The organism is Alicyclobacillus sp. SP_1 (assembly GCF_024706985.1).
Taxonomy (GTDB): Bacteria; Bacillota; Bacilli; order Alicyclobacillales; family Alicyclobacillaceae; genus Alicyclobacillus_I.
On the sequence record NZ_JAMCCX010000009.1, the window covers coordinates 1 to 22,299 of the forward strand.

Annotated in this window: 17 protein-coding genes; 16 read left to right on the top strand and 1 reads right to left on the bottom strand. The window is 53.1% G+C overall.

All coding sequences use genetic code 11. The features are described from left to right. Positions 1-231: 231 nt before the first annotated feature. The 10 genes from M4I36_RS01100 (at position 232) to hprK (ending at position 12,775) form a co-directional block, all read left to right on the top strand. Positions 232-654 carry an NfeD family protein gene (locus M4I36_RS01100; RefSeq protein ID WP_258109779.1) on the top strand — a complete coding sequence of 141 codons (423 nt, stop codon included), beginning with the start codon at positions 232-234 and terminating at the stop codon, positions 652-654. Between the two features lie 134 nt (positions 655-788). Then, positions 789-1,751, top strand: coding sequence for an SPFH domain-containing protein (locus tag M4I36_RS01105; protein WP_258109781.1), 963 nt, complete (start codon positions 789-791; stop codon positions 1,749-1,751). A 306-nt stretch (positions 1,752-2,057) separates the two neighbouring features. Further along, entirely contained in the window at positions 2,058-2,744 is a 687-nt protein-coding gene (gene ftsE, locus M4I36_RS01110) for a cell division ATP-binding protein FtsE (protein ID WP_258109783.1), read from the top strand. After that, entirely contained in the window at positions 2,734-3,627 is an 894-nt protein-coding gene (ftsX, locus tag M4I36_RS01115; RefSeq protein WP_258109785.1) for a permease-like cell division protein FtsX, read from the top strand. Before ftsE ends, ftsX begins: the two co-directional genes overlap by 11 nt. Before the next feature lie 26 nt (positions 3,628-3,653). Beyond that, positions 3,654-4,880, top strand: a complete 1,227-nt coding sequence (locus M4I36_RS01120; protein ID WP_258109786.1) for a hypothetical protein — start codon at positions 3,654-3,656, stop codon at positions 4,878-4,880. Between the two features lie 31 nt (positions 4,881-4,911). Next, positions 4,912-5,712 (top strand): flagellar motor protein, encoded by an 801-nt coding sequence (locus M4I36_RS01125; protein ID WP_258109787.1) that lies wholly within the window; start codon positions 4,912-4,914, stop codon positions 5,710-5,712. Continuing rightward, positions 5,690-6,517, top strand: coding sequence for a flagellar motor protein MotB (locus tag M4I36_RS01130; RefSeq protein ID WP_258109789.1), 828 nt, complete (start codon positions 5,690-5,692; stop codon positions 6,515-6,517). Before M4I36_RS01125 ends, M4I36_RS01130 begins: the two co-directional genes overlap by 23 nt. 237 nt (positions 6,518-6,754) lie before the next feature. Next, entirely contained in the window at positions 6,755-8,740 is a 1,986-nt protein-coding gene (gene uvrB / locus M4I36_RS01135; protein ID WP_308660934.1) for an excinuclease ABC subunit UvrB, read from the top strand. A 53-nt stretch (positions 8,741-8,793) separates the two neighbouring features. Continuing rightward, on the top strand, positions 8,794-11,715 hold the full coding sequence (uvrA, locus tag M4I36_RS01140; protein WP_258109872.1) for an excinuclease ABC subunit UvrA: 2,922 nt from the start codon (positions 8,794-8,796) through the stop codon (positions 11,713-11,715). A 55-nt stretch (positions 11,716-11,770) separates the two neighbouring features. Then, positions 11,771-12,775 (top strand): HPr(Ser) kinase/phosphatase, encoded by a 1,005-nt coding sequence (hprK, locus tag M4I36_RS01145; protein WP_374985096.1) that lies wholly within the window; start codon positions 11,771-11,773, stop codon positions 12,773-12,775. Between the two features lie 51 nt (positions 12,776-12,826). Here the strand turns inward: hprK and argS are convergent, their stop codons facing one another. Next, entirely contained in the window at positions 12,827-14,527 is a 1,701-nt protein-coding gene (gene argS / locus M4I36_RS01150; protein WP_374985099.1) for an arginine--tRNA ligase, read from the bottom strand. 227 nt (positions 14,528-14,754) lie between these two features. Between argS and M4I36_RS01155 the strand changes: the two genes are divergently transcribed. The 6 genes from M4I36_RS01155 (at position 14,755) to M4I36_RS01180 (ending at position 22,297) form a co-directional block, all read left to right on the top strand. Then, positions 14,755-16,494, top strand: coding sequence for a tetratricopeptide repeat protein (locus tag M4I36_RS01155; RefSeq protein WP_258109791.1), 1,740 nt, complete (start codon positions 14,755-14,757; stop codon positions 16,492-16,494). 1 nt (position 16,495) lies between these two features. Next, entirely contained in the window at positions 16,496-18,436 is a 1,941-nt protein-coding gene (gene selB, locus M4I36_RS01160; RefSeq protein WP_258109793.1) for a selenocysteine-specific translation elongation factor, read from the top strand. A 245-nt stretch (positions 18,437-18,681) separates the two neighbouring features. Then, positions 18,682-19,554 carry an RNase adapter RapZ gene (gene rapZ / locus M4I36_RS01165; protein ID WP_258109794.1) on the top strand — a complete coding sequence of 291 codons (873 nt, stop codon included), beginning with the start codon at positions 18,682-18,684 and terminating at the stop codon, positions 19,552-19,554. Positions 19,555-19,557: 3 nt separating this feature from the next. Next, complete coding sequence (locus tag M4I36_RS01170; protein ID WP_308660936.1) at positions 19,558-20,709, top strand: gluconeogenesis factor YvcK family protein; 1,152 nt, start codon at positions 19,558-19,560, stop codon at positions 20,707-20,709. A gap of 33 nt (positions 20,710-20,742) precedes the next feature. Next, positions 20,743-21,696: a DNA-binding protein WhiA gene (whiA, locus tag M4I36_RS01175; protein ID WP_258109795.1), complete on the top strand. Its 954-nt coding sequence runs from the start codon at positions 20,743-20,745 to the stop codon at positions 21,694-21,696. Positions 21,697-21,775: 79 nt separating this feature from the next. Further along, positions 21,776-22,297 carry a hypothetical protein gene (locus M4I36_RS01180; RefSeq protein WP_258109796.1) on the top strand — a complete coding sequence of 174 codons (522 nt, stop codon included), beginning with the start codon at positions 21,776-21,778 and terminating at the stop codon, positions 22,295-22,297. The last annotated feature ends 2 nt before the right edge of the window (positions 22,298-22,299 follow it).

A 22,299-nucleotide genomic window follows, 5' to 3' on the forward strand; every position in this document is an offset into this window, starting at 1 on the left:
ACCGTGAAGACCTCCAGCGCCGAGAATACTTGGGGTGCAGACCCCTGGGAAGGTAGGACGTTGCCAGGCGAGAGAGACGAACGAGAGCCCCGAGTGTGGGGGTGCAGAGAGGAAGACCATCTCTGTCCACCCTCCCCTCGGGGCTTTTTATTGACTTTCGAGGTGAATAAGAACACGATAGAGAGGCCACTCCACTTCCAAATGGAAGCGATTTTCGCGGAGGTGAGAAACGTGTCTCTATGGGCGATATTTTGGATTGTGCTAGGCTTGATACTGGGTATTGTCGAGCTCCTATCCTTTACCTTTATTCTTATCTGGATTTCCATCAGTGCTATCGTCACGGGCATTGTGGCATTTCAGGTAGATTCGTGGACCTTTCAGGTGGTCCTCTTTGCGGTTGCCAGCATTGTGTTGCTCCTACTGTCACGGCCGTTTGCCCGACGAATGCGCTCGCGTCGAACGTTTCGCACGCGAACTGAGTCGATGGTTGGACACGAAGGAAAAGTGATTCAAGGTGCGCCAGCCGGTCAACGTGCCTTGGTTCGCGTGGATGGTGAAGTGTGGAGCGCGTCTTGCGACGTGCCTTTGCAGGAGGAGGATTCTGTGTTGATTTTGTCTGCGTCGTCGGCAGTACTGCAGGTTTCGAAGCTGTGAGTGGCGCTTCCTGCAGGTCTCAGACTCATGCATGGCACACGCGAGAGCTGTAAGGTACTGTTAAGTCACGTGGTCCGGTGAGGGAGTCCATCCGCAGGGCGGCTCCCACTCCGGGGCATAGGGGAGGTTATAGCATGGTCAACCTGATTGTCGGTTTAGTCATCATCATTTTGGTTCTGATTATTCTTCTGCGTGCGATACGGATCATCCCACAACAGAAGGTCGCCATTGTAGAACGGTTGGGAAAGTACCACGCAACCCTGCAGCCAGGCATTAACTTCTTGATTCCATTTGTCGATCGCGTTTCCCGAGTGCTCGACTTGCGCACTCAGCAAGTGGTGGTTCCGCCGCAGATGGTCATCACCAAAGATAACGTGCAGATTTCGATAGATACGGTGTTCTTCTATACGGTGGTCGAAGCTCAGAGAGCCACATACAACATCCAGGACTTTGTTCAAGGGATTCAAAATGTGACAGCTGCTAATGTGCGTCAAGTTGCGGGACATATGGAACTGGACGAAACTCTGTCGGGTCGGGACAAAATTTCGATGGCGTTGAGAATCGCGTTGGATGAGGTCACGGAATCTTGGGGTGTACGTATCGATCGAGTCGAGGTGGTGGACATCAAACCTCCGCGCGAGATTCAGGATGCTATGGAGAAGCAAATGAAAGCAGAACGGGAAAAACGAGCAAACGTTCTACAAGCCGAGGGCGAGCGGCAGGCGGCAATACTGCGGGCGGAAGGAGAAAAGCAGAGTGCCATCCTTCGCGCTGAAGGAGAACGAGAGTCGAACATCCGCCGCGCAGAGGGCGTTCGACAGGCACAGCAATTAGAGGCAGACGGGCGCGGTCAAGCCATTAGGCTGGTAGCTGAAGCAGAAAAGAACCGGATCGAACTATTGAAGTCGGCTGGTCTGGACAGCAACGTGCTCACCTACCAGTCGTTTGAGGCGTTGCAGGGTATTGCGAATGGACAGGCGACCACATTTTTCGTTCCGACCGAGGCCGTTGGCGTTCTGTCTGCCCTAGGAGCTTTGAAAACGGCTGCTGCAGGTTCACCTAATCCGAAGGCCAACATCGTGGACGAGATTCTTTGAGCTACGCTGGCGTGGTCCGAGATGGAGAACACGTGAAGAGTTTCATTCGGAGTTGCTGACGGGAACGGGCATTTGGATGCGGATGGAATGCCGCATCTTTTTTGTGCCAAGATTGCGGAGAATGGGACGAAATTCTGTGATTCTTGCTGTTCGGCTGGCGAGAATAACAGGATTTTGCGTTTGTTTGTCGAATCATCATGTCGAATCCTATCGAATTGTCATGGATACTTGCCAGTCGCTGTCTTTGCAATGCAGGGCCTTCTGTCTATTCACCATGGCCTCAATCTGAGGGAGGCAGTTCTATTCATGATTGAAATGCAAGACGTGTCTAAAGAGTACGCCAATGGCAAAAAGGCCCTCGAGAACATCTCGGTGCATATCGGCAAAGGTGAGTTTGTCTACGTCGTGGGACCGAGTGGAGCAGGTAAGTCCACCTTCATCAAGCTCATGTACCGCGAAGAGAGGCCATCGAGTGGTCACATTTTTGTCAATGGATTTAATATTGAGCGTCTCAAAAACCGCAAAATCCCCTACCTCAGAAGAAGCATTGGTGTCGTCTTTCAAGATTTTAAACTTCTACCTAAACTCACGGTTGCAGAGAATGTCAGCTATGCCTTGGAAGTCACGACTGCGCCTAAGCGCAATATGCGTCGCCGCGTCAAAGATGCATTGGACTGGGTTGGATTGACCGAGCAAGCAGACCGCTGGCCAGACCAGTTGTCCGGAGGCGAACAGCAAAGAGTTGCCGTGGCCAGAGCCCTCGTCAACAACCCTGCCGTTATCATTGCAGATGAGCCCACGGGCAACCTGGACCCGGAAAACTCTTGGTCGGTGATGAAGTTGTTCCAGCGCATCAACGACCGTGGTACCACGATTGTCATGGCTACGCACAACAAGGAAATTGTCAATACGATTCGCAAGCGAGTCATCGCCATCGAAGGCGGTAAAATCATTCGAGATGAAGCTAGAGGGATGTACGGATATGACGATTAGAGCCTTCGGGCGCCATTTTCGAGAAGGCTTGAAAAATCTCGTCCGCAATGGTTGGATGACGTTTGCCGCCATGACAGCAGTCATGATTACTCTTGCCATTGTCGGCATGGCGATGATGATTGCGCTGAACGCCGAGCAGATGTCGCACTATGTCGCCAACCAGTTGGAAGTGAGCGCGTATTTGAAACAAAATTTGAATTCTGCTGAGGGACAGGCAGTAGCGACAGATGTCCGACGCCTACCGGATGTCAAGTCAGTGGTGGTGGTCACGAAGTCGCAAGGTTTGAAACAACTTCAGGCAGACCTTGGCAGTCAATATAGTGACTTACTGCGCGGGCTTCATTCGAATCCGCTGCCCGTTACGCTCATCATCAAGGCGAATAATCCGAAGGAAACTTTGCAGGTCGCCTCCGAGGTTAAGTCCATTCCTGAGGTGAGTTCGGTAAACGATGGTGCACAGTATGTACGCCCCTTGTTCCGCGTTTTGGATATTGCGCGCAATATTGGTCTTGTATTCGTTCTAGCCCTGTTCTTGACCGCCATGTTTCTGATTTCCAACACTATTAAAATTGCGATTTTTTCGCGACGACGGGAAATCGAAATCATGCGTCTCGTGGGTGCTACAAATGGATTCATACGGATGCCGTTTCTCGTGGAATCTACTTTAATCGGGATGATTGGCGCCGCCGTCCCTGCAGCGGTGCTCGGTTATGTCTATGAGTATTTGTATCGCGTCACGGGTGGAGTATTCTACGGCCTGCATTTCCCCCTCGTTCCAGCCACAGAGTTTGTCGTCAAATTGGTTGTCGCGTTACTCGCTCTGGGATTTGTCATAGGCGCTTGGGGCGGATTCGTGTCCGTTCGTAAGTTCTTGAGGGCATAGCTGACCGTGTGGAGAGGAGGTGTGGAGTGGGAAGCGAGAACGTCCACGCCATCGTGCAACCAGTGTTTCAGGTGTTTCGCGAATTGATGCTCAATCCGCTACTGTACCTCAGTGTGTTCTTAATTGTCCTCGAAAATGTTCGTCAAGCGAAGGTCGAACGAAAAATGTTCGGGGTACGTGTGACTCGAGTGTGGTTCCCTTTGTTGCTTCGTTTCCTTAAATTTTTGTTGGTGGGTATTGTTTTGACAGCCTCCGCACTGGCTTTGCATCTGAGTTTACCGTGGCGCCAAATTGTTTTGGTCAGCGCGCTCAGCGCTCTCTTGGCTGCCTTTCGGTTGCGGTTTATGGCATCCATCTACAGCATTGCCGTTTGGATTTTGGCGGCCTATCTCGCTACAACCTTGCATTGGTCCCTCGCAGGAATTTCCGGGCCGTGGCGGGATGCATGGCTGAATTTCTCGTCCGGTACGTGGGCAGCCACTATAGGACTGGCGGGTATTGGTCAAGTCCTAATGACTTGGTGGTGCTGGGGAGATGAAACGAGTCCTGCTCTCTTTCGAGGGAAGCGCGGTCTTTGTGTCGGGGGGTTTTATACGCAATACGTCTACCTGCTACCTATCGCGCCGTTGCCTTTCTTAACAGGAATTTCTTATTTAGGGGCGACACTGTTTCCCAAACAAGTGCGAATTTCGACTCTGTGGAGCGGGTTTGGAATGTTGGTCGCTGGCGGCGGGGCGTATGCGCTGCTTCGCTTTGAACATTTGGCTTTTGCACCAATCCTATTGGTGGCGCTATACGTCCTCGTCGGAGAGGTGTATCTCCTGAAGTTGCGAGTCAGAGAAAGACAGCTCGACTCTCTGTGCGCCCCGTACGCCGAGGGAGTGACTATTTTGCACACGATTCGGGGGTCTGTCGCGAGGGAGCTGGGACTCTCGGCAGGTGAGCGGATCGTCGAAGTCAATCAGTCCACCGTCCGCAGTGAGTATGAGTTGCATTTCGCTCTGGACATCAATCCAGCCTACGTAAGGATGAAAGTCGTCGATTTGAGAGGGGAGGCGAGATTGGTGGGCAAACCTATTTATGCTGGCGAGCGTCACCAAATTGGTTTGTTGATCGTGTCGGTCGAGGATGGAGTCTTCGTCTATAGGAGACGCGAAGTGGGGGCACTTTCGTCGCTGTATGCGCGATGGGGACGCTTGACCGAGAGTGGGTCGCCGATACAGAGAAAAGATATGCCCACACTCGTAGAGTAGTTGATTTTTTCACCTCAGGAGGCTAGGAAATATGGACATCGCAACACTGGTCGGCGTCATCGTCGCAATTGCCGGATTGGTTGGGGGATTTACTTTAGATGGCGGCAGTATTACGGCGCTTTTGCAGCCGACCGCTGCACTCATCGTCTTTGGGGGCACCATCGGCGCGACCTTGACGTCCTCTTCTTTAAAGACTTTTCTTGGAGTGGGGAAGTATTTAAAAATATCTCTTTTTTCCAAGTCGGTAGACTTCTTGGACGTTATTGACCAGTTGGTGGGACTTGCGACCATCGCTCGCCGAGAGGGTATTCTGGCTTTGGAGGAGCGAATTGAAAACTTTCCGGATGAGTTTCTGAAAGGCGGGGTTCGTCTCGTGGTGGATGGAGTCGACCCGGAATTAGTCAAGTCGATGATGGAGACGGAGTTGTCCTACGTGGAACAGCGCCACGAAGCGGGTGCGAAAATGTTTGAATCGGCTGGTGGATTTGCGCCGACCATGGGCATTATCGGAACCGTTATGGGACTGATTCACGTGCTCGGCAACCTGTCTAGTGTGGCGACCCTCGGTCCTCAAATTGCGACGGCATTCACGGCGACTCTGTACGGTGTGGCGAGCGCTAACGTTCTTTGGTTGCCGATTGCCAACAAACTGAAAGAGCGGAACGCCGCAGAGATGTTGTTGCGAGAAATTATGCTCGAGGGCGTTTTGTCGATTCAGGCCGGAGAAAATCCCACAATCCTCGGTCAGAAGCTGCGAGCGTTCTTGGCTCCTACAGCGAGAACAGCAAAAGGAAAGACAGGTGCGCAGAATGCGGAAGCAGCGGAAGCGTAATGAACCTACGAATCACGAACGCTGGCTCATCACATACTCTGACTTGATTACGTTGCTGATGATTTTTTTCGTCATCATGTACGCAATGTCTTCTATCAATCATATTAAATTTGAGTCCCTGTCGGAGTCTCTGGCTGCCGCTTTGCACAAGTCGGATCAAATCCCCCTCAACCACACAGGAACAACGGCACTGATTTCTGCAGCGAATCCGACCAATAAGGGTCATCATCAAAAGACGCCCGCAACTTTAAAGGTTCACGATGCACAGTTGGACAGGCTGTACCAAATGCTCCGCGATTACATCGACAAACATCATTTGGCGAGCAACTTGGCTCTGGCCGATCAAGCGCGAGGAATTCAAATTACACTGAAAGACGTTGTGTTGTTCGACACCGGATCAGCCAATATTCGACCGAAAGCGCAAAGTATTTTGGCAGGGCTCATTCCTTTCTTCTCGTCTCTACCCAATCAAATTGTCGTCGAAGGATATACGGACAATGTGCCAATTGACACCACCGTCTACCCATCCAATTGGCAGTTGTCCGCCGGGCGGGCGATGGGCGTAGTTCAGTTTCTGGTCGCTCATGGTATTGCGCCAACACGTTTGTCGGGCATTGGATACGGTCAGTACAGACCAGTGGTTCCAAACAACACTAGAGCGAACCGCCAGACCAATCGACGGGTTAATATTGTGATTTTACGCCAGGGTATTGAACCAGGTACTATAGCGGCGATTCCAACGCAGACGGATTTGTCCCCCAATTCGAAAGGGACATCCTCCACGACGGTGTCGAGCGCTAGCTGAATTGGAAGTCGAGTCTTCTGGACAACCTATACCAGAGGATACGTGCGGTGTGTGATTTTTCTGTCTCGATGCGCTTTAAAAATATTTCCACAAACCTCTGTTTCGGCGAGCGCTATGTTGGCTCGCCGATTATTTGTGGCTATACTGGGGCTGAGAAATGTTTTGCGAACATTTGTTCCGGCACGATGGGACGTTATGATATACTATTCGAAGATGAAGTGGAAGAGAGGTCGAACTATGGAGCGAATGGTCAAACCGTTCGAACTGGTGTCCTCATATCGTCCTCAAGGAGACCAACCGCAGGCTATCGACTTGCTTGCAGAAGGTGTGCAAGCCGGCTTGAGGCATCAGACTTTGCTCGGTGTCACAGGTTCCGGGAAAACCTTCACGATGGCCAACGTGATTGCGCGTCTTAATCGACCGACGCTCATTATTGCCCACAACAAGACACTGGCTGGTCAACTTGCAGCCGAGTTTCGCGAATTCTTTCCAAATAATGCTGTTGAGTACTTTGTGAGCTATTATGACTACTATCAGCCGGAAGCCTACATTCCGTCGACCGATACGTATATTGAGAAAGATGCAAAAATCAACGACGAAATCGACAAATTGCGTCACTCAGCGACCGCTTCCATTTTGGAACGCAATGATGTCATTGTGGTCGCGAGTGTTTCGGCTATTTATGGGTTGGGAAGTCCGAAGGAGTACGGAGAGCATGTTCTTTCCTTGCGAGTACAGTCCACACGGTCTCGAGACAGTATTCTACATCGGTTGGTAGACATGCAATATGACCGTAACGACATCAACTTCACACGCGGAACCTTTCGGGTGCGTGGAGATGTGGTTGAGATTTTCCCAGCGTCGCGAGGTGAGCATGCGGTGCGCGTGGAACTGTTTGGAGACGAGATTGACCGCATCACCGAGATTGACGTTGTGACGGGAGAAGTTGTCGGATATCGAGACCACATCTCTATCTTCCCGGCTTCACACTTTGTTACTTCTCGCCCACGTCTGGAGGCGGCTGTGACGCGCATCAAAGAAGAACTCGCTGTCCGCTTGGACGAACTGAATGGTGCCGGCAAGCTGCTTGAGGCACAGCGCTTGGAGCAGCGAACGAATTACGATGTAGAAATGATGATGGAAATTGGATTTTGTACTGGGATTGAAAACTACTCGCGTCATTTAGAAGGTCGCTCTGCCGGGGAACCTCCGAATACTCTTCTCGACTATTTTCCGCCTGACTTCGTCACTTTTATCGATGAATCTCACGTGACACTTCCGCAAGTGCGAGGGATGTATGGCGGTGATCGGACGCGCAAGTTGACACTCATTGAGCACGGATTTCGCCTTCCTTCTGCGGCGGATAACCGGCCCCTCACATTTTCCGAATTTGAGGGCAAGGTAGGGCAGACCATCTATGTGTCCGCCACTCCCGGACCATATGAGCGAGAACACGAACAACGTATGGTGGAGCAGATTATTCGCCCCACAGGTCTCTTGGACCCAGTTGTCCATGTTCGGCCGACAAAGGGTCAAATTGACGACTTGGTGGCGGAGATTCAAGACAGAATCGCTCGCAAGGAACGCGTATTGGTTACTACGTTGACTAAAAAAATGGCAGAGGATTTGACGGATTACTTTAAAGAGATTGGCATTCGCGTCCGCTACTTGCACTCGGATATTAAGACTATTGAGCGCATGGTGATTTTGCGGGAGTTGCGTTTGGGTGTGTTTGATGTCCTGGTTGGAATCAACCTCCTACGGGAGGGCTTAGACTTGCCAGAAGTGTCCCTTGTGGCCATTCTGGATGCGGACAAAGAGGGCTTTTTGCGAGCCGCAACATCGCTTATTCAGACGATTGGACGTGCTGCGCGGAACAGTGAGGGCCAAGTTATCATGTATGCGGACAAGGTGACGGATTCCATGCAACTGGCCATTCAAGAGACGGAACGCCGACGCGCTCGTCAGATGCAATTCAACGAAGAGCACGGCATTACGCCGCAGACGATACAAAAAGCGGTTCGCGATGTCGTCGAAGCCACACACGCGGCCGAAGCGCGGGACGACTACATTCCATTGGCAGAACAGGCTCAGAAGTTGCCTCCGAAGGAGCGGCGTGAGTATGTGGCCCGCTTGGAGCAGGAGATGAAGCAGGCCGCTCGAGAATTGCGCTTTGAGCGTGCGGCTGAGTTGCGCGATTTGATTATGGAGTTGACCGGATGAGGATGTTCCACGAGAACACGTGGGATAGCGGTGCGGAAAAGGAGCGTCAGCGGATGAATTCTAATTACATTGAGGTCAAAGGGGCTAGAGCTCATAATTTAAAGAATATCGATGTGCGCATACCTCGGGATAAATTTGTGGTCATCACCGGATTGAGTGGCTCAGGAAAATCCTCCTTGGCGTTCGACACTATTTATGCGGAAGGACAGCGACGGTACGTGGAGTCACTGTCCGCCTATGCTCGGCAGTTTCTTGGGCAGATGGACAAGCCAGATGTGGATTCCATCGAGGGCCTTTCGCCAGCTATCTCTATCGACCAAAAAACGACCAGTCGAAATCCTAGGTCCACCGTTGGGACTGTGACAGAAATTTATGACTACTTGCGACTTTTGTTCGCTCGCGTGGGTAGAGCATACTGTCCCAACTGTCACATTCCCATCGAATCGCAGACGATTGAACAAATGGTCGACCAAGTCATCCAGTTGCCTGAAGGGACTCGGATTCAAGTGTTGGCACCGCTGGTGCGCGGCCGAAAAGGCGAACACGTCAAACTGCTCGAAGACATCCGCAAACAGGGATTTGTCCGTGTTCGCGTGGATGGTGAAGTGCGGGAAGTGACCGATGACATCCAATTAGAGAAAAACAAAAAGCATGATATTGCAGTGGTCGTGGACCGAATTGTCATTCGCCCAGATGTTGCGACGAGACTTGCCGATTCACTCGAAACGGCAGTTCGACTTTCCGGGGGCGTGGTGCTGGTCGATGTCCTTGGAGCAGAGGAGTTGCTGTTCAGTCAAAATCACGCTTGCCCGAATTGTCAGTTCAGTATGGATGAACTTGCACCACGGATGTTTTCTTTTAACAGTCCGTTTGGGGCCTGCGAGGTGTGTACAGGGCTCGGAGTCAACATGGAAGTGGATGAGGCACTGCTCATCCCCAATCCGACGCTTTCCATTGAAGAAGGAGCTATTGAGCCGTGGGCTGGCTCGTTTTCAAACTATTATCCGCAGTTGTTGAAAGCGGCGTGTGCTGCGTTCGGCATTGACACCAACGTCCCAGTTGCAGAACTTCCTCGAGAGTCGCTAGAAAAACTGTTTCGCGGAACAGGGAGTCCGATTCAGTTTGAATATGAGAATGACTTTGGACAAAGGAAGCGAGCTGAAATTGCCTTTGAAGGCATCGTGCCGAATCTCGCTCGGCGGCATCGTGAAACCGTGTCGGACTCCATTCGAGAATTCATCGAAGGATTTATGAGTGCTAAGCCTTGTCCTTCTTGTAAAGGGAAACGCTTGAAGAAGGAGTCGTTGGCAGTTCTCATTGGTGGCGCGAGCATTGCCGATGTCACAGACAAATCGGTGGTCGAAGCGCTCTCTTTCTTTGACAGTCTCGAGTTGACAGAAAAAGAGATGAGTATCGCCCGTCTCGTTCTCAAAGAAATTGAGTCGCGTCTCGGCTTTTTGCGCGACGTCGGGCTGGACTATTTGACGTTGTCGCGCGCTGCAGGAACGCTCTCTGGAGGGGAAGCGCAGCGCATCCGCTTGGCAACGCAACTCGGCTCCAGTTTGATGGGGGTCCTCTACATTCTCGACGAACCGAGCATCGGTTTGCACCAGCGAGACAATGCGCGGCTTATTCGAACTTTGGAACATATGCGCGACCTCGGGAACACATTGATCGTCGTCGAGCATGACGAAGACACCATGCTGTCGGCAGACTACATTATTGACATGGGCGTCGGAGCGGGTGTACACGGCGGGGAAGTCGTGGCGGCTGGAACACCGGCAGAAATTCAAAGAGATGAACATTCCATCACTGGGAACTATCTCTCGGGGAAAAAGTTTATTCCTGTTCCCGAAAAGCGAAGAATGCCCGACAATCGCTGGCTAGAGGTTCGTCAGGCTCGGGAAAATAATTTGAAGGGCATTAACGTCCGTATTCCACTCGGCGTGTTCAACTGTGTCACGGGGGTTTCCGGGTCGGGAAAGTCGACGTTGGTGAACGAGATTATCTACAAAGCACTGGCGAGAGACTTGAACCGCGCGCGTATTCGACCGGGTGCTCACCAGAAAATCGATGGACTCGAACATTTGGACAAAGTCATCGACATCGACCAGTCACCCATTGGTCGGACCCCGCGTTCTAACCCAGCCACGTATACTGGCGTCTTTGACGACATCCGCGACTTATTTGCAGCCACCAACGAAGCGAAGATGCGCGGTTACAAAAAAGGACGATTTTCCTTCAATGTGCGCGGCGGACGATGTGAGGCGTGCAAAGGAGACGGCATTATAAAAATAGAAATGCATTTCCTCCCCGATGTATACGTCCCTTGCGAAGTTTGCAAAGGCAAACGATATAATCGCGAGACATTGGAAGTGCACTACAAAGGCAAAAACATTGCCGATGTCTTAGATATGACGGTGGAAGACGCGGTGACTTTCTTTGAGAACATTCCCCGCATTGTGCGGAAGATGCAGACCTTGCACGATGTGGGGCTCGACTATATGAAACTCGGCCAGCCAGCAACCACGATGTCGGGGGGAGAGGCGCAGCGCGTGAAACTCGCTTCCGAATTGTATCGCCGCAGCACAGGCCGGACGCTGTATATCTTGGATGAACCGACGACTGGACTGCATGTAGCAGATATTGAGCGGCTGCTTTTGGTGCTACACAGATTGGTGGATAGTGGAGACACTGTGCTTGTCATTGAGCACAATCTGGATGTCATCAAAACGGCCGATTACCTGATTGATCTCGGTCCAGAAGGCGGTGACCGGGGTGGCCAGTTGGTCGCCACAGGGACTCCGGAAGAATTGTGTCGCGTGTCGAAATCGTACACGGGTCAATTTTTGGCACCGATTCTGGAGAGAGGTATTCGACTCAGCAGGGGGGAAACGCAGTTTCCAAGAGCTGACCGGGTCGCAGAGAGCAGAGGGGCAGAAGAGACTCCCGACCGACCACAGGTGCGTGTATGAGTCTGACGTACGATGACTACTGGTGAGAACACGTCAAGTTTAGGGGGAGCGTCCATTGGGAGCACAGCATGGCGTGACAGTTCGAGAGTTGGTTTCCGGACTGGGACTGCATGTATTTACGCCCCAGGCTAATTTAGACCGAGTGATTCGCAGTGTGGACATCAATCGTCCAGGTTTGGCCCTCGCTGGTTATTTACGGTATCATCCAGCCGAAAGAGTTCAGCTTCTTGGGCGAACGGAACTGTCTTTTCTTGAAGGGATGAACCCGCGCGAACAGGCTCTTCGCGTCTTTGCGTTTTGTGCCTATGAAGAGACGCCCTGCGTCATCATTACGCGAGGGGATATTCCTCCAGAGACTTTGTTGTCCGAAGCGACTCGGCGCGGTCTACCTGTCCTCGGCACAGCGATGGTCACCACACGAGGTGCCGCGACCCTCTCGAATTTTCTGGAAGAGCGGTTGGCGCCAGAGACTTTGGTCCATGGCGTACTGGTCGATGTGTATGGCATTGGCATTCTCATAACGGGCTCTAGTGGAATCGGCAAAAGTGAGACGGCACTGGAACTTATTAAGCGTGGACACCGTCTGGTTGCAGATGATGCCGTCGTGATTCGCCAGGTTTCCGACGACACGCTGCTCGGAAGCGCGCCTACGTTACTCCAGCATCTTTTGGAGATTCGCGGACTGGGCGTTCTCAACGCAATGACGCTGTTTGGCGCGGGAGCGGTTCGGACGCATAAAAAATTGGTTTTGGTCATTCATTTGGAGGCATGGCAAGAGAATAAGGCATATGACCGTCTAGGAATAGACAACGATTTGATGAAGATTTTGGGGCTTGAGATTCCCTTAGTGACGATACCGGTGCGACCAGGCCGAAATCTAGCCGTGATTGTCGAAGTTGCGGCTATGAACTTCCGCTTAAAGGGCATGGGTTACGATGCGGCCAAGGCTTTCACAGATGAATTGGCGGAGGCCATTTCCGCGAATTCTGTGGATGCGGTGGATTCTTCGAAGGAGCAAAGCCCCCTTTCCAATTCTCAGCACAGCCGTTCCGGTTTCTAAAGGCTTGTTTGTGAACGGCTGTGCGATGGGATGGCGCTTGCGCTAAACATGCTACATGGCTTCTGGAGATTCTACGGCGAGTAGAAAGAGCACTTGGCGAATCACGTTGCGCGTAGCTTCCGTCATTGCGAGGCGCCGCTTCTTCGTTGGGGAATCTGCGGTCAAGATGGGATGGTCATGGTAAAAGCGATTGAACGCCTGACAGACGCGAAGCACATAGCGGGCCAAAATAGAAGGGTCAAAGCCATCTACGGCGCGCTCAAAGGTTTCATTGGCCTCTGCCAGCCAGCGTATGAGTGACCATTCCGTATCTGTGAGAGTGACGAAATCCTCCAAATTGAGCGGGCCGAGCTTCTCCCCGTTTTTGCGTAGGACGCTACAACAGCGTGCGTGCGTGTACTGGACGTACGGACCGGTTTCTCCGTCAAAATTGAGGACGTCTTCGTAACGGAAGTCGACGTCGTGCACACGATACGTCTTGAGGTCGTTAAAGATGACGGCGCCCACACCGACTTGGCGGGCCACGCGATCTTTGTCTTCGAGGTCTGGATTTTTGGTGTCAATGATGGCCCGGGCCTCCTGAACAGCCCGTTCCAGAACCTCTTCCAAGTACACGACCTTGCCTCGCCGAGTGGAGAGTCGCTCGCCATTATACTTCATCATTCCAAATGAGACGTGGGTACAGCCTGTGGCCCACGCATCACCCATCAACTCCAAGACTTTGAACACTTGCTGAAAGTGCAGAGTCTGCTCGGACCCGACCACGTATAGGAGCTTGGTTGCGCCGAGGATGTCGTGTCGATATTTGGCAGCTGCCAAATCGCGCGTGGCATAGATGGTCGCGCCGTCCGACTTGCGGATGATGCACGGGGGCATGTCCCACGCACTTAAGTCAACGACTTCTGCGCCATCGCTCTCCACCAATAGGCCCTTGCTGCGCAACTCGTCGACGACGGCGGCCATTTTGTCGTTGTAGAAACTTTCGCCCAAATAGTGGTCGAAGCTTACGCCGAGAAGTTGGTAAGTCTGTGCAAAGCCTTTGAGGCTCTCCTCGATGAACCATTTCCACAGGCGAACCGCTTCTTCGTCTCCGTCTTCCAACTTTTTAAACCACATTCTCGCTTCCTCATCTAATTCCGGATGAGATTGTGCTTCTTGGTGAAAGCGGACGTAGAGTGCAAAAAGCTCGCGCACCGGATTAGCTCGGACGGTTGCTTCGTCCCCCCATTTGAGGTAAGCGACAATATTTTTGCCAAATTGCGTGCCCCAGTCGCCCAGATGGTTGATGCCGACTGGCCGATACCCGTCTGCTTTGAGCATGCGGTGCAGTGCCTCTCCGATGATGGTTGAACGCAGATGACCTACCCCGAAAGGTTTGGCGATGTTCGGCGACGAGTAGTCGATGGCGACGATCTCACCTGTCCCGCGCCGGTTGCTCAAGACCTGTTCGATGTCTGTTTGCGCAGTTTCTAAAAGTTCCTTTGCAAATTGCGGACGATGTATGCGAATATTTACAAAACCACCGGTTGCGACTGCTTCCGCAAACAACCCGCTTTGCTCGATACGGAGCGCTAGGGTCTCAGCTATCTGCTGCGGACTTTGACGGAGGTGTCTCGCGAAGCGGAAGCAAGGAAGTGCCAAATCACCGAGATCGCGATTGGGGGGATATTCAATCCAAGTTTCACAGTCGGCGACGCTTACATTCGTCGCTTCTGCTACAATAGTTGCAAGTTGATGCTTGACGCTCTGCAAAGACAATCCTCCTTAAATGCCATGAAGTGTATTCCTCACATTATAGCATGGGTTTGGAATACGTTTGTCAGACTGTGCCGATGCCTGTCGATTGCCTTCAAGTGACAGACAGGAGTGTGCTATACTTGCGCTGAAGCAACACAAAATTTAACTCTGCCGTGGTAGCGCGTGGCACCTGGAGCATTTTGCTCGGGCTGAATTCGCAGGCAACCGGGGGAGGTAGTATTATGGATGTGCCCAAGAAGAACGAGCGGCGTCGCAGATACAATAATGTCATCCCGATTCATCAGTCTGCTCAGTACTTCCACGAGCGTGGGCTGAAGTATCTTCAAAAAAACGAGTTAGAGAAAGCGTTGCGCGCGTTTCGCAAAACCGTAGAATACGAGCCGCGTAACCCCATCAACTACTGCAATCTTGCAGGCGTTTTGTCGGAACTTGGCGATTTTTCGGAATCGAACAAGGTTCTCTTCCATGTCTTGCATCATCTCGCCCCCGACATGGCGGAGTGTCAGTTTTATTTGGCGAACAACTATGCGCATCTGGGTGAATACGATTCTGCGGAGGAGCACGTGCTTCGCTATTTGGATGCAGACCCTGACGGAGAATACGCCATCGAAGCGGAAGAGATGCTGGAACTCCTGCTCGATGAATTCGGTGGCGGAGCAGTTTATCGACGTTGGGAGCAAGAGCGATTGGAAGTAGAGCAAGCTGCGGCCAAACAAGATGGTCGGCATTTACTGGAGCAAGGGGAATTTGAGTCTGCAATTGTCTGGTTGGAGAAATTGATTCGCGACAATCCGGACAATCACGCTGCGAAAAACAACCTGTCCCTGGCCTACTTTTACACAGGTCAGTCTGATAAAGCCATGCGCATGTCCGAAAGCGTCTTGGAAACGCAGCCGGACAATCTTCACGCCATTTGCAACTATGCGGTATTTATGAACCACCGCTATGGACGGGAGCGCGCCCTTCCTTACTTTGAGACCCTACAAAGGGTATTCCCGCTCAACTACGATTTGGCCATGAAGGTCGGAACAACGCTCGGCTTAGCTGGTCTCCACGCCGAAGCGCTGCAGTATTTCCTCCGGATTGCGCGGATTGTGGTAGATGCCGACGACGCTCTGCGTCACTCCATTGCCGCTGCGGCCGCCAACGCGGGGCGGGCTGATGTGGCGCGGGTGTGGTGGCGCAAAATGGGTCAGGAAGACGAGATGAAGTCGGTGGCCGACTATTATTTGCGCCTTCTTGATGCAGCGGTAGAGTCAAACGCTCTTCCGTTGGCGGTCTCCTATCAATACGAACTGCCTTTGCAGATGGAATACGTGGAAATGCGCAGGCGGTTGCAAGAAATGAAAGTCGATGACTGGAAGGCCGATCCGCTCTTTCGCGCTTCTCTTGCTTGGGGCCTACGGCACGGAAGCGAAGCCACTCGACAGGCCATCATACGTGCCTTGGTTCTCGCGGCAGACGATGAATCGGTTCAGATGCTCCGCACGTTCTTAAGGGAAACCGTCACGGACAGCAGAACGCAATCGCTGGTTCTCCTTGCTCTCGTGCATCTGCAAGCTCAGGGTGAAGTGGAAGTTCGCCAGTCTCTCGGCAGTGTCACGGTTCGACTGGATGAAATTCCCGCAGAGGCTGTGCTCGGAATGAACGAAGACTACCAAACTGTATGGCATCTGGTCGACGCGTGGTTGTCGGAACATCACCACCACGACTTAGGTCTTGTGGCCTTGCGCACGTGGGTGGTCTATCTTCAAACGAGAGTGTTTTCTGTTCCAGCCAAGTTCGGAAAACCCGAGATCTGGGCTAGCGGGTTGCTCTATCTCATGATGCGGTACCATCGAATTGCGGTCACGCAGCGAGAATTGGCAGAAGCATTTCATGTCTCGACGAGTTCTGTGCGCAAAGCTTCTCTAAAACTGGAAGAGACTTTGCTCCAGGATGTCAAGAGGGGACAGGTCTAGAATGCCGGAAGAAAAAGCTCATCCAGGTTTCGTGGTCCTTGGGACTGCGGGACACGTTGACCACGGGAAGACTGCTCTCGTGCGGGTTTTGACCGGAAAGAACACGGACGCATTGAAGGAAGAGATGGAGCGCGGTATCTCCATTGACATTGATTTTGCACCGTTGGCATTGCCGAGTGGCACCCTGCTCGGCCTCGTTGACGTTCCCGGCCACGAGAGATTTGTGCGCAACATGCTGGCGGGTGCGGCGGGCATGGATGCCGCACTGTTGGTGATTGATATCAACGAAGGCATGAAACCTCAGACCTACGAACATCTGCGAATTCTCGAGCTCTTAGGCGTGCGGGCCGGGGTGGTCGTCCTGACCAAGGTGGATTTAGCCGAAGAGGACTGGAGCGACGTTAGCGAGGAAGTCATTCGCGAAGCCCTTGCAGAGACGGCCTTTGCGGCGGCGCCAGTGGTGCGAGTGAGTAGTCGGACGGGCACTGGCATTGCCGAATTACTGGCCACGTTGGATGCACTCGCACCATCATGGATGCGGCGGGATCGGACAGGTGCATTTCGACTTCCGGTGGACAAAGTGTTCTCTGTTCCGGGATTTGGGACGGTCGTCAGTGGTACCGTGTGGCGCGGCACCGTGAGCGTTGGTGATGTACTCGAGCAGCTTCCGTCGAAGAGGCCCGTCCGTGTGCGCGGCATTCAAGTTCATGGGACAAGTTCAAACCAAGCAGCCGCGGGGCAACGTGCTGCTCTAAACTTGACAGGCGTGGAGAAGAGCGACATTCATCGCGGAGATACGGTAGCTACGCCGAACACGCTCTCAGTTTCGCGCCTGCTCGACGTCCAGTTGACGGCGTTGCCGGACTTGTCTCAGCCCGTGGAACATCGCTCCACGGTCCACGTTCATCTTGCGACAGGGGAAGTGGTCGGGCGCGTCCTCTTGCTGAGTGGAACAGAACTTGTACCTGGCGAGAGCGGGTATGCGCAACTGTTGCTTGATAAGCCCTTGGTCGTTGCATCTGGCGATCACTTTGTGGTGCGAGGACATTCTCCGCTCACGACCATCGGCGGTGGACACGTGGTCGTACCTACGGCTCAGCGCTTGCACAGACGCAACCGAAGTCACATTGTCGAGCGACTGGCCGAGCAAGACGGGCGGGGCCCGTCAGGCGCACTGATGATGGCTGCCAGAGAAGGCATGCGATTGACTGTTTCGGCGGTTGCTAGCGCGCTCAGCAAGACCAACGCAGAGGCGAACGAGTGGCTCAAATCCCTGGAGCATGCGGGCGATATACAAGCGCTTGCCAGCGGCTGGTTTGCTGCTTCTTACCTCCATCAATCGATGGCAGATTTGAGACAGAGACTTCAGCTGTTGCACGAGCAGCATCGGTTGGTCGAATGGGTCGCGAAGTCCACGTTGATGTCCCTCTATTCGGTGGAGCATTCCGAGATGAACGGGCGCGATATCGAGATGCTACTCGAACGGGCCGTCACGGCCGGATGGCTACTCGTGGCATCCGGCAGCGTCAAGCTCCGGGACTGGACGGTGCAACTCACCGAGGAAGAAGCTGCTATCTATGAGCAACTGTTGGCGCGACTGACAAACTCAGGTCTCGAGGCTCCAACAACGGACGCCTTGTGTGCCGAATTTCCGAAGCGCGATCGCGTTGCCAAATCTCTTCTCTCTCTCGCGAAGAGTCGCGGGGAGTTAGTGGAAGTCCAATCGGGCTGGATGTGGGCGCGACCTGCTTATGAATTCGCGGTGGCGGCGGTCCGCCAGTGTGGGCAGGGCGGCCAGGCATTTACGGTGGCGCAGGTGCGCGATGCACTACAAACGAGCCGCAAGCAAGCGGTAGCACTCCTGGAATACCTTGATGGCATGGGTGAGACCGTGCGAAAAGGGGATGTTCGCTATCTTTACGCGAATGTCACAAATTCTTAAAGCCTGTGTAATACGGGTGAAACATGCATGTCGTAGGATACAGATGTAGCACATTTGACCCCCTTTTATATAACCTTACGGCGCCTCTTGATGGGCGCCGGCTTTTTTTGTGGCGGGCAATGCGAGAAAACGGTCGTGTGCGGGCGAACCTTGGCATTCGTTTGTTGGACGTTTTGAGGCCATGGTATCCTAAAGCATAGAGCTTGACAGGGAACGAGTTTGTTTGGTCTGAAAGGAGGATGGCGATGGCAACAAGAATTCAGACGTTAGTCTTAACGGGCATGTCTGGAGCAGGAAAAACCTTAGCCATGCAGTCCTTAGAGGATGTTGGCTTTTTCTGCGTCGACAACTTGCCTCCCATCCTCATTCCGAAGTTTATGGAAGTCGCGGAACAGTCGGCGGCGGCTGGGTCACTTCGGAAAGTGGCCCTAGCTTGCGATTTGCGCGGTAGAGAGTGGTTCCGTCCTCTGCTCGACACCGTTGTGCAGTTGCGAGAAAATCCGAACCTTGATTTGTCGATTGTATTTTTGGATGCGAGTGATGCTGCTCTCGTAAAGCGCTATAAAGAATCTCGGCGCCGCCATCCGATTGCACCTGAGGAACCCTTGTTGAAAGGTATTGCGTTGGAACGGCGGGCTTTGGCAGAGCTTCGGAGTGCCGCCGACATCGTATTGGACACGAGCGATTGGCGTCCAATTCAGTTAAAGCAGGCTATCGTCCAACAATTTGCCGACGGAACTCCGAAAATGGTCGTGCACGTTGTTTCTTTTGGGTTTAAATATGGAGTTCCGATTGATGCGGACATGATTTTTGACGTTCGTTTCCTTCCTAATCCACATTACGTCGATGATTTGCGGCCGTTTACCGGAGAGGATGCGCCTGTTTACGAGTATGTCATGAAGTCGTCCGCTACTCAGGAGTTTCTGGGTCGGACCGAAGATTTATTGGATTTTCTCATCCCGCAGTTCATCAAGGAAGGCAAGAGTCACTTGATGCTCGGGGTGGGGTGTACGGGTGGAAAACATCGCTCTGTCGCCATTGCCCGGCATCTCTCAGCCCACCTACAACATCATGCGGAAGTCCATTTGACCCACCGCGATAGCCGACGGGAGGGTTGAGTCATGCGTCGATGGTGGTGGGTAGCGTGGACGGTTGCTTGTATTGGGATAGGGATTTTGGTTGGAACGCTGCGGCTTGCCAATATGCCGCAGGGTGCCGAAATTGGCGGTATTGTGCTGATTGCCGCCGTTGTTCTGCTCGCTATCGGTTGGTGGCGAGACATGCGACGAGCGCGTCAACGTGCGCGCGCCACAGGGCGTCGCTTGAAGATTGTGGCCATTGGTGGTGGCACTGGTTTATCCGTGGTCCTGCGGGGGCTCAAGGAATTTCAGGTGGACCTGACTGCCGTGGTGACCGTCGCGGACGATGGCGGATCGTCCGGAAGATTGCGGTCCGACTTTGCCATGCCCCCTCCGGGTGACATTCGCAACTGTTTAGTCGCTTTGGCGGACACAGAGCCGCTGCTCGAGCGTTTGCTGCAGTACCGGTTTGAATCGGGCGAGGGTCTCGCAGGGCACAGTTTTGGGAATTTGTTTTTGGCGGCTATGACGCACATCATGGGCGACTTTGAGTCGGCGATTCGAGAGACCAGCCGCGTTTTGGCGGTGCGTGGGCGAGTGTTGCCCGCCGTCAAGGAAGACGTGCGACTGCAGGCGGTCTTGAGCGACGGTCGCGTGGTCGAAGGGGAGTCGAATATTCCTCTGGCGGGAGAGAGAATTGAGCGAGTCCAACTCATCCCGGAACAGTTGACCCCGCTGCCCGAAGTCCTGTCGGCTATTGCGGAAGCGGACGCTGTCATCGTGGGGCCGGGCAGTCTCTTCACGAGCGTGCTGCCGAACTTGCTCATCCCCGAAATCGTCGATGCCATTCGCAAAAGTTCTGCCACTGCTATGTATATTTGCAATGTGATGACTCAGCCGGGGGAGACCGACAGTCTGTCGGCTTCCAGTCACTTGGAGACAATTTATCGTCACGTTGGTCCCGGACTGTTTGACTATATGCTGGTCAACGCGGCTCAGTTTCCCGAGGAGGCACTTCAGAAGTATCAGGCGCAAAACGCGTATCCTGTGCAGCCAGATATCGAAGCACTCCATTTGCTCGGGGTTCGCGTCATTGCCCGCAACTTTGTTCACTATGCGACCTACGCCCGGCATGACAGCCGCTTGATTGCTGAACAGATTGTCTCGCTGCTGGGATATGAACGCACAAAATGACCTGTTGCCGCAGGTTGGGTGGGGGGATGAGCCTTGTCGTTTGCTGCTGACACAAAAAAGGAACTGACACTCATCTCGGAAGCTTCAAGCAGCCAGAAAAATGAACTGGCCGCCGTCTTTGCAGCTTCCGGCCAGTGGCTGAGAGTAGACGGACGCGCCTTGTTTGTGGTGGAAACGGAGAATGTCGCGACGGCGCGGCGCATTTACACTCAGGTGAAGACACAGTTTGGTCTCTCCGCGGAAGTGGCCGTGCGTCGGAAAATGCGTCTCAAGAAGAACAATGTCTACGGCATTCGGCTCACTGAAGGGCAGACCGAAGTAGTACTGCCCCACTTGGGTTGGGATTTTGCAACGGTTGAAGAACCACACAAGTCGGGGACGATACTGCCTTTTCACGAGCCACCGTTTACGGACGTGGAAAGCGTGCGAGCTTATCTGCGGGGGGCGTTTCTCGCAGCGGGATCGGTCAATGCCCCTGGCAGTCCGTCGTACCATCTCGAAGTCCATGTGCCAACGCAGGCACACGCGGACTACATTCAGGAGAAAATGAACCAATATGAACTCAATGCGAAACAGTTTCGACGCAAAAAAGGGTTTATTGTCTATCTCAAAGAGGGCGAAAAAATTGTCGATTTCCTCTCTATCATCGGGGCTCATCAGGCGTTGCTCAAGTTTGAAGACCGACGCATTTTAAAGGGTATGCGCAATCAGGTGAATCGTCTGGTCAACTGCGAAACTGCCAACATGAACAAGACCATCAACGCCGCTGTGCGCCAACTTGAGACCATCCAGCGCCTGCAAGCGACCGTCGGTCTGGAGACACTACCAGCGCACCTGCGCGAGGTGGCAGAGGTGCGCCTGCGTTTTCCAGAAGCCAACTTGCAAGAATTGTGCGAAAGGTTGGACCACCGCGTCAGCAAATCGGGGCTCAATCATCGGTTTCGCAAACTCGAAGAGATGGTAGCAGAGCGCTCCCTGCATCGCTGAATGGATGTTGAGTGCTTGGTCTAGCAGAGAAGTGTGGGCCATAAACTAAGCTGACTAATCTCTTTGGGTGGTGAACACCATGCGGTTTGTCGCGCGGCGCCGACCCTATCGCTGGTGGCAGCAGCCCCGCTGGTTGATTGTGTTCGGAATTTTGATGGCTGTCGGTGGGTTTGAACTGACCCGCTATATCATTCCATTTGAAGCGCGCAATCCCCTGTTTCACGAGGTGACCATCGGTGAACCTGTGATTGAACACTGGAAGTATGGCGGAGTCGACGAAGAAGGATATTTGCGCTTTTACAATGGCATTCAGACCATCGTGTTGCCGCCTGGCAGTCATATGTTCGGCGCTGATGGAACGTTTGTGATGCTCGAGCATCACAATGCTACGTCGCTTACGTATGCCGATCCGCTCGAAGCCCTGCCACTTCGCTGGATTATCGTCATCCTCAGTTCCGTTGGCGCGGTGGTGGGTTTTGTGGCCTGGCGACTCCGTGTCATGCGCCGGCCGTTGCGAACGAAGAGTTCCACTCCGTACGCTCGTATTGCCCGTGTTGTCGCAAATTTTCGGCGCAAGAGACGTCGGCGTAAGCTGTTCTAGCA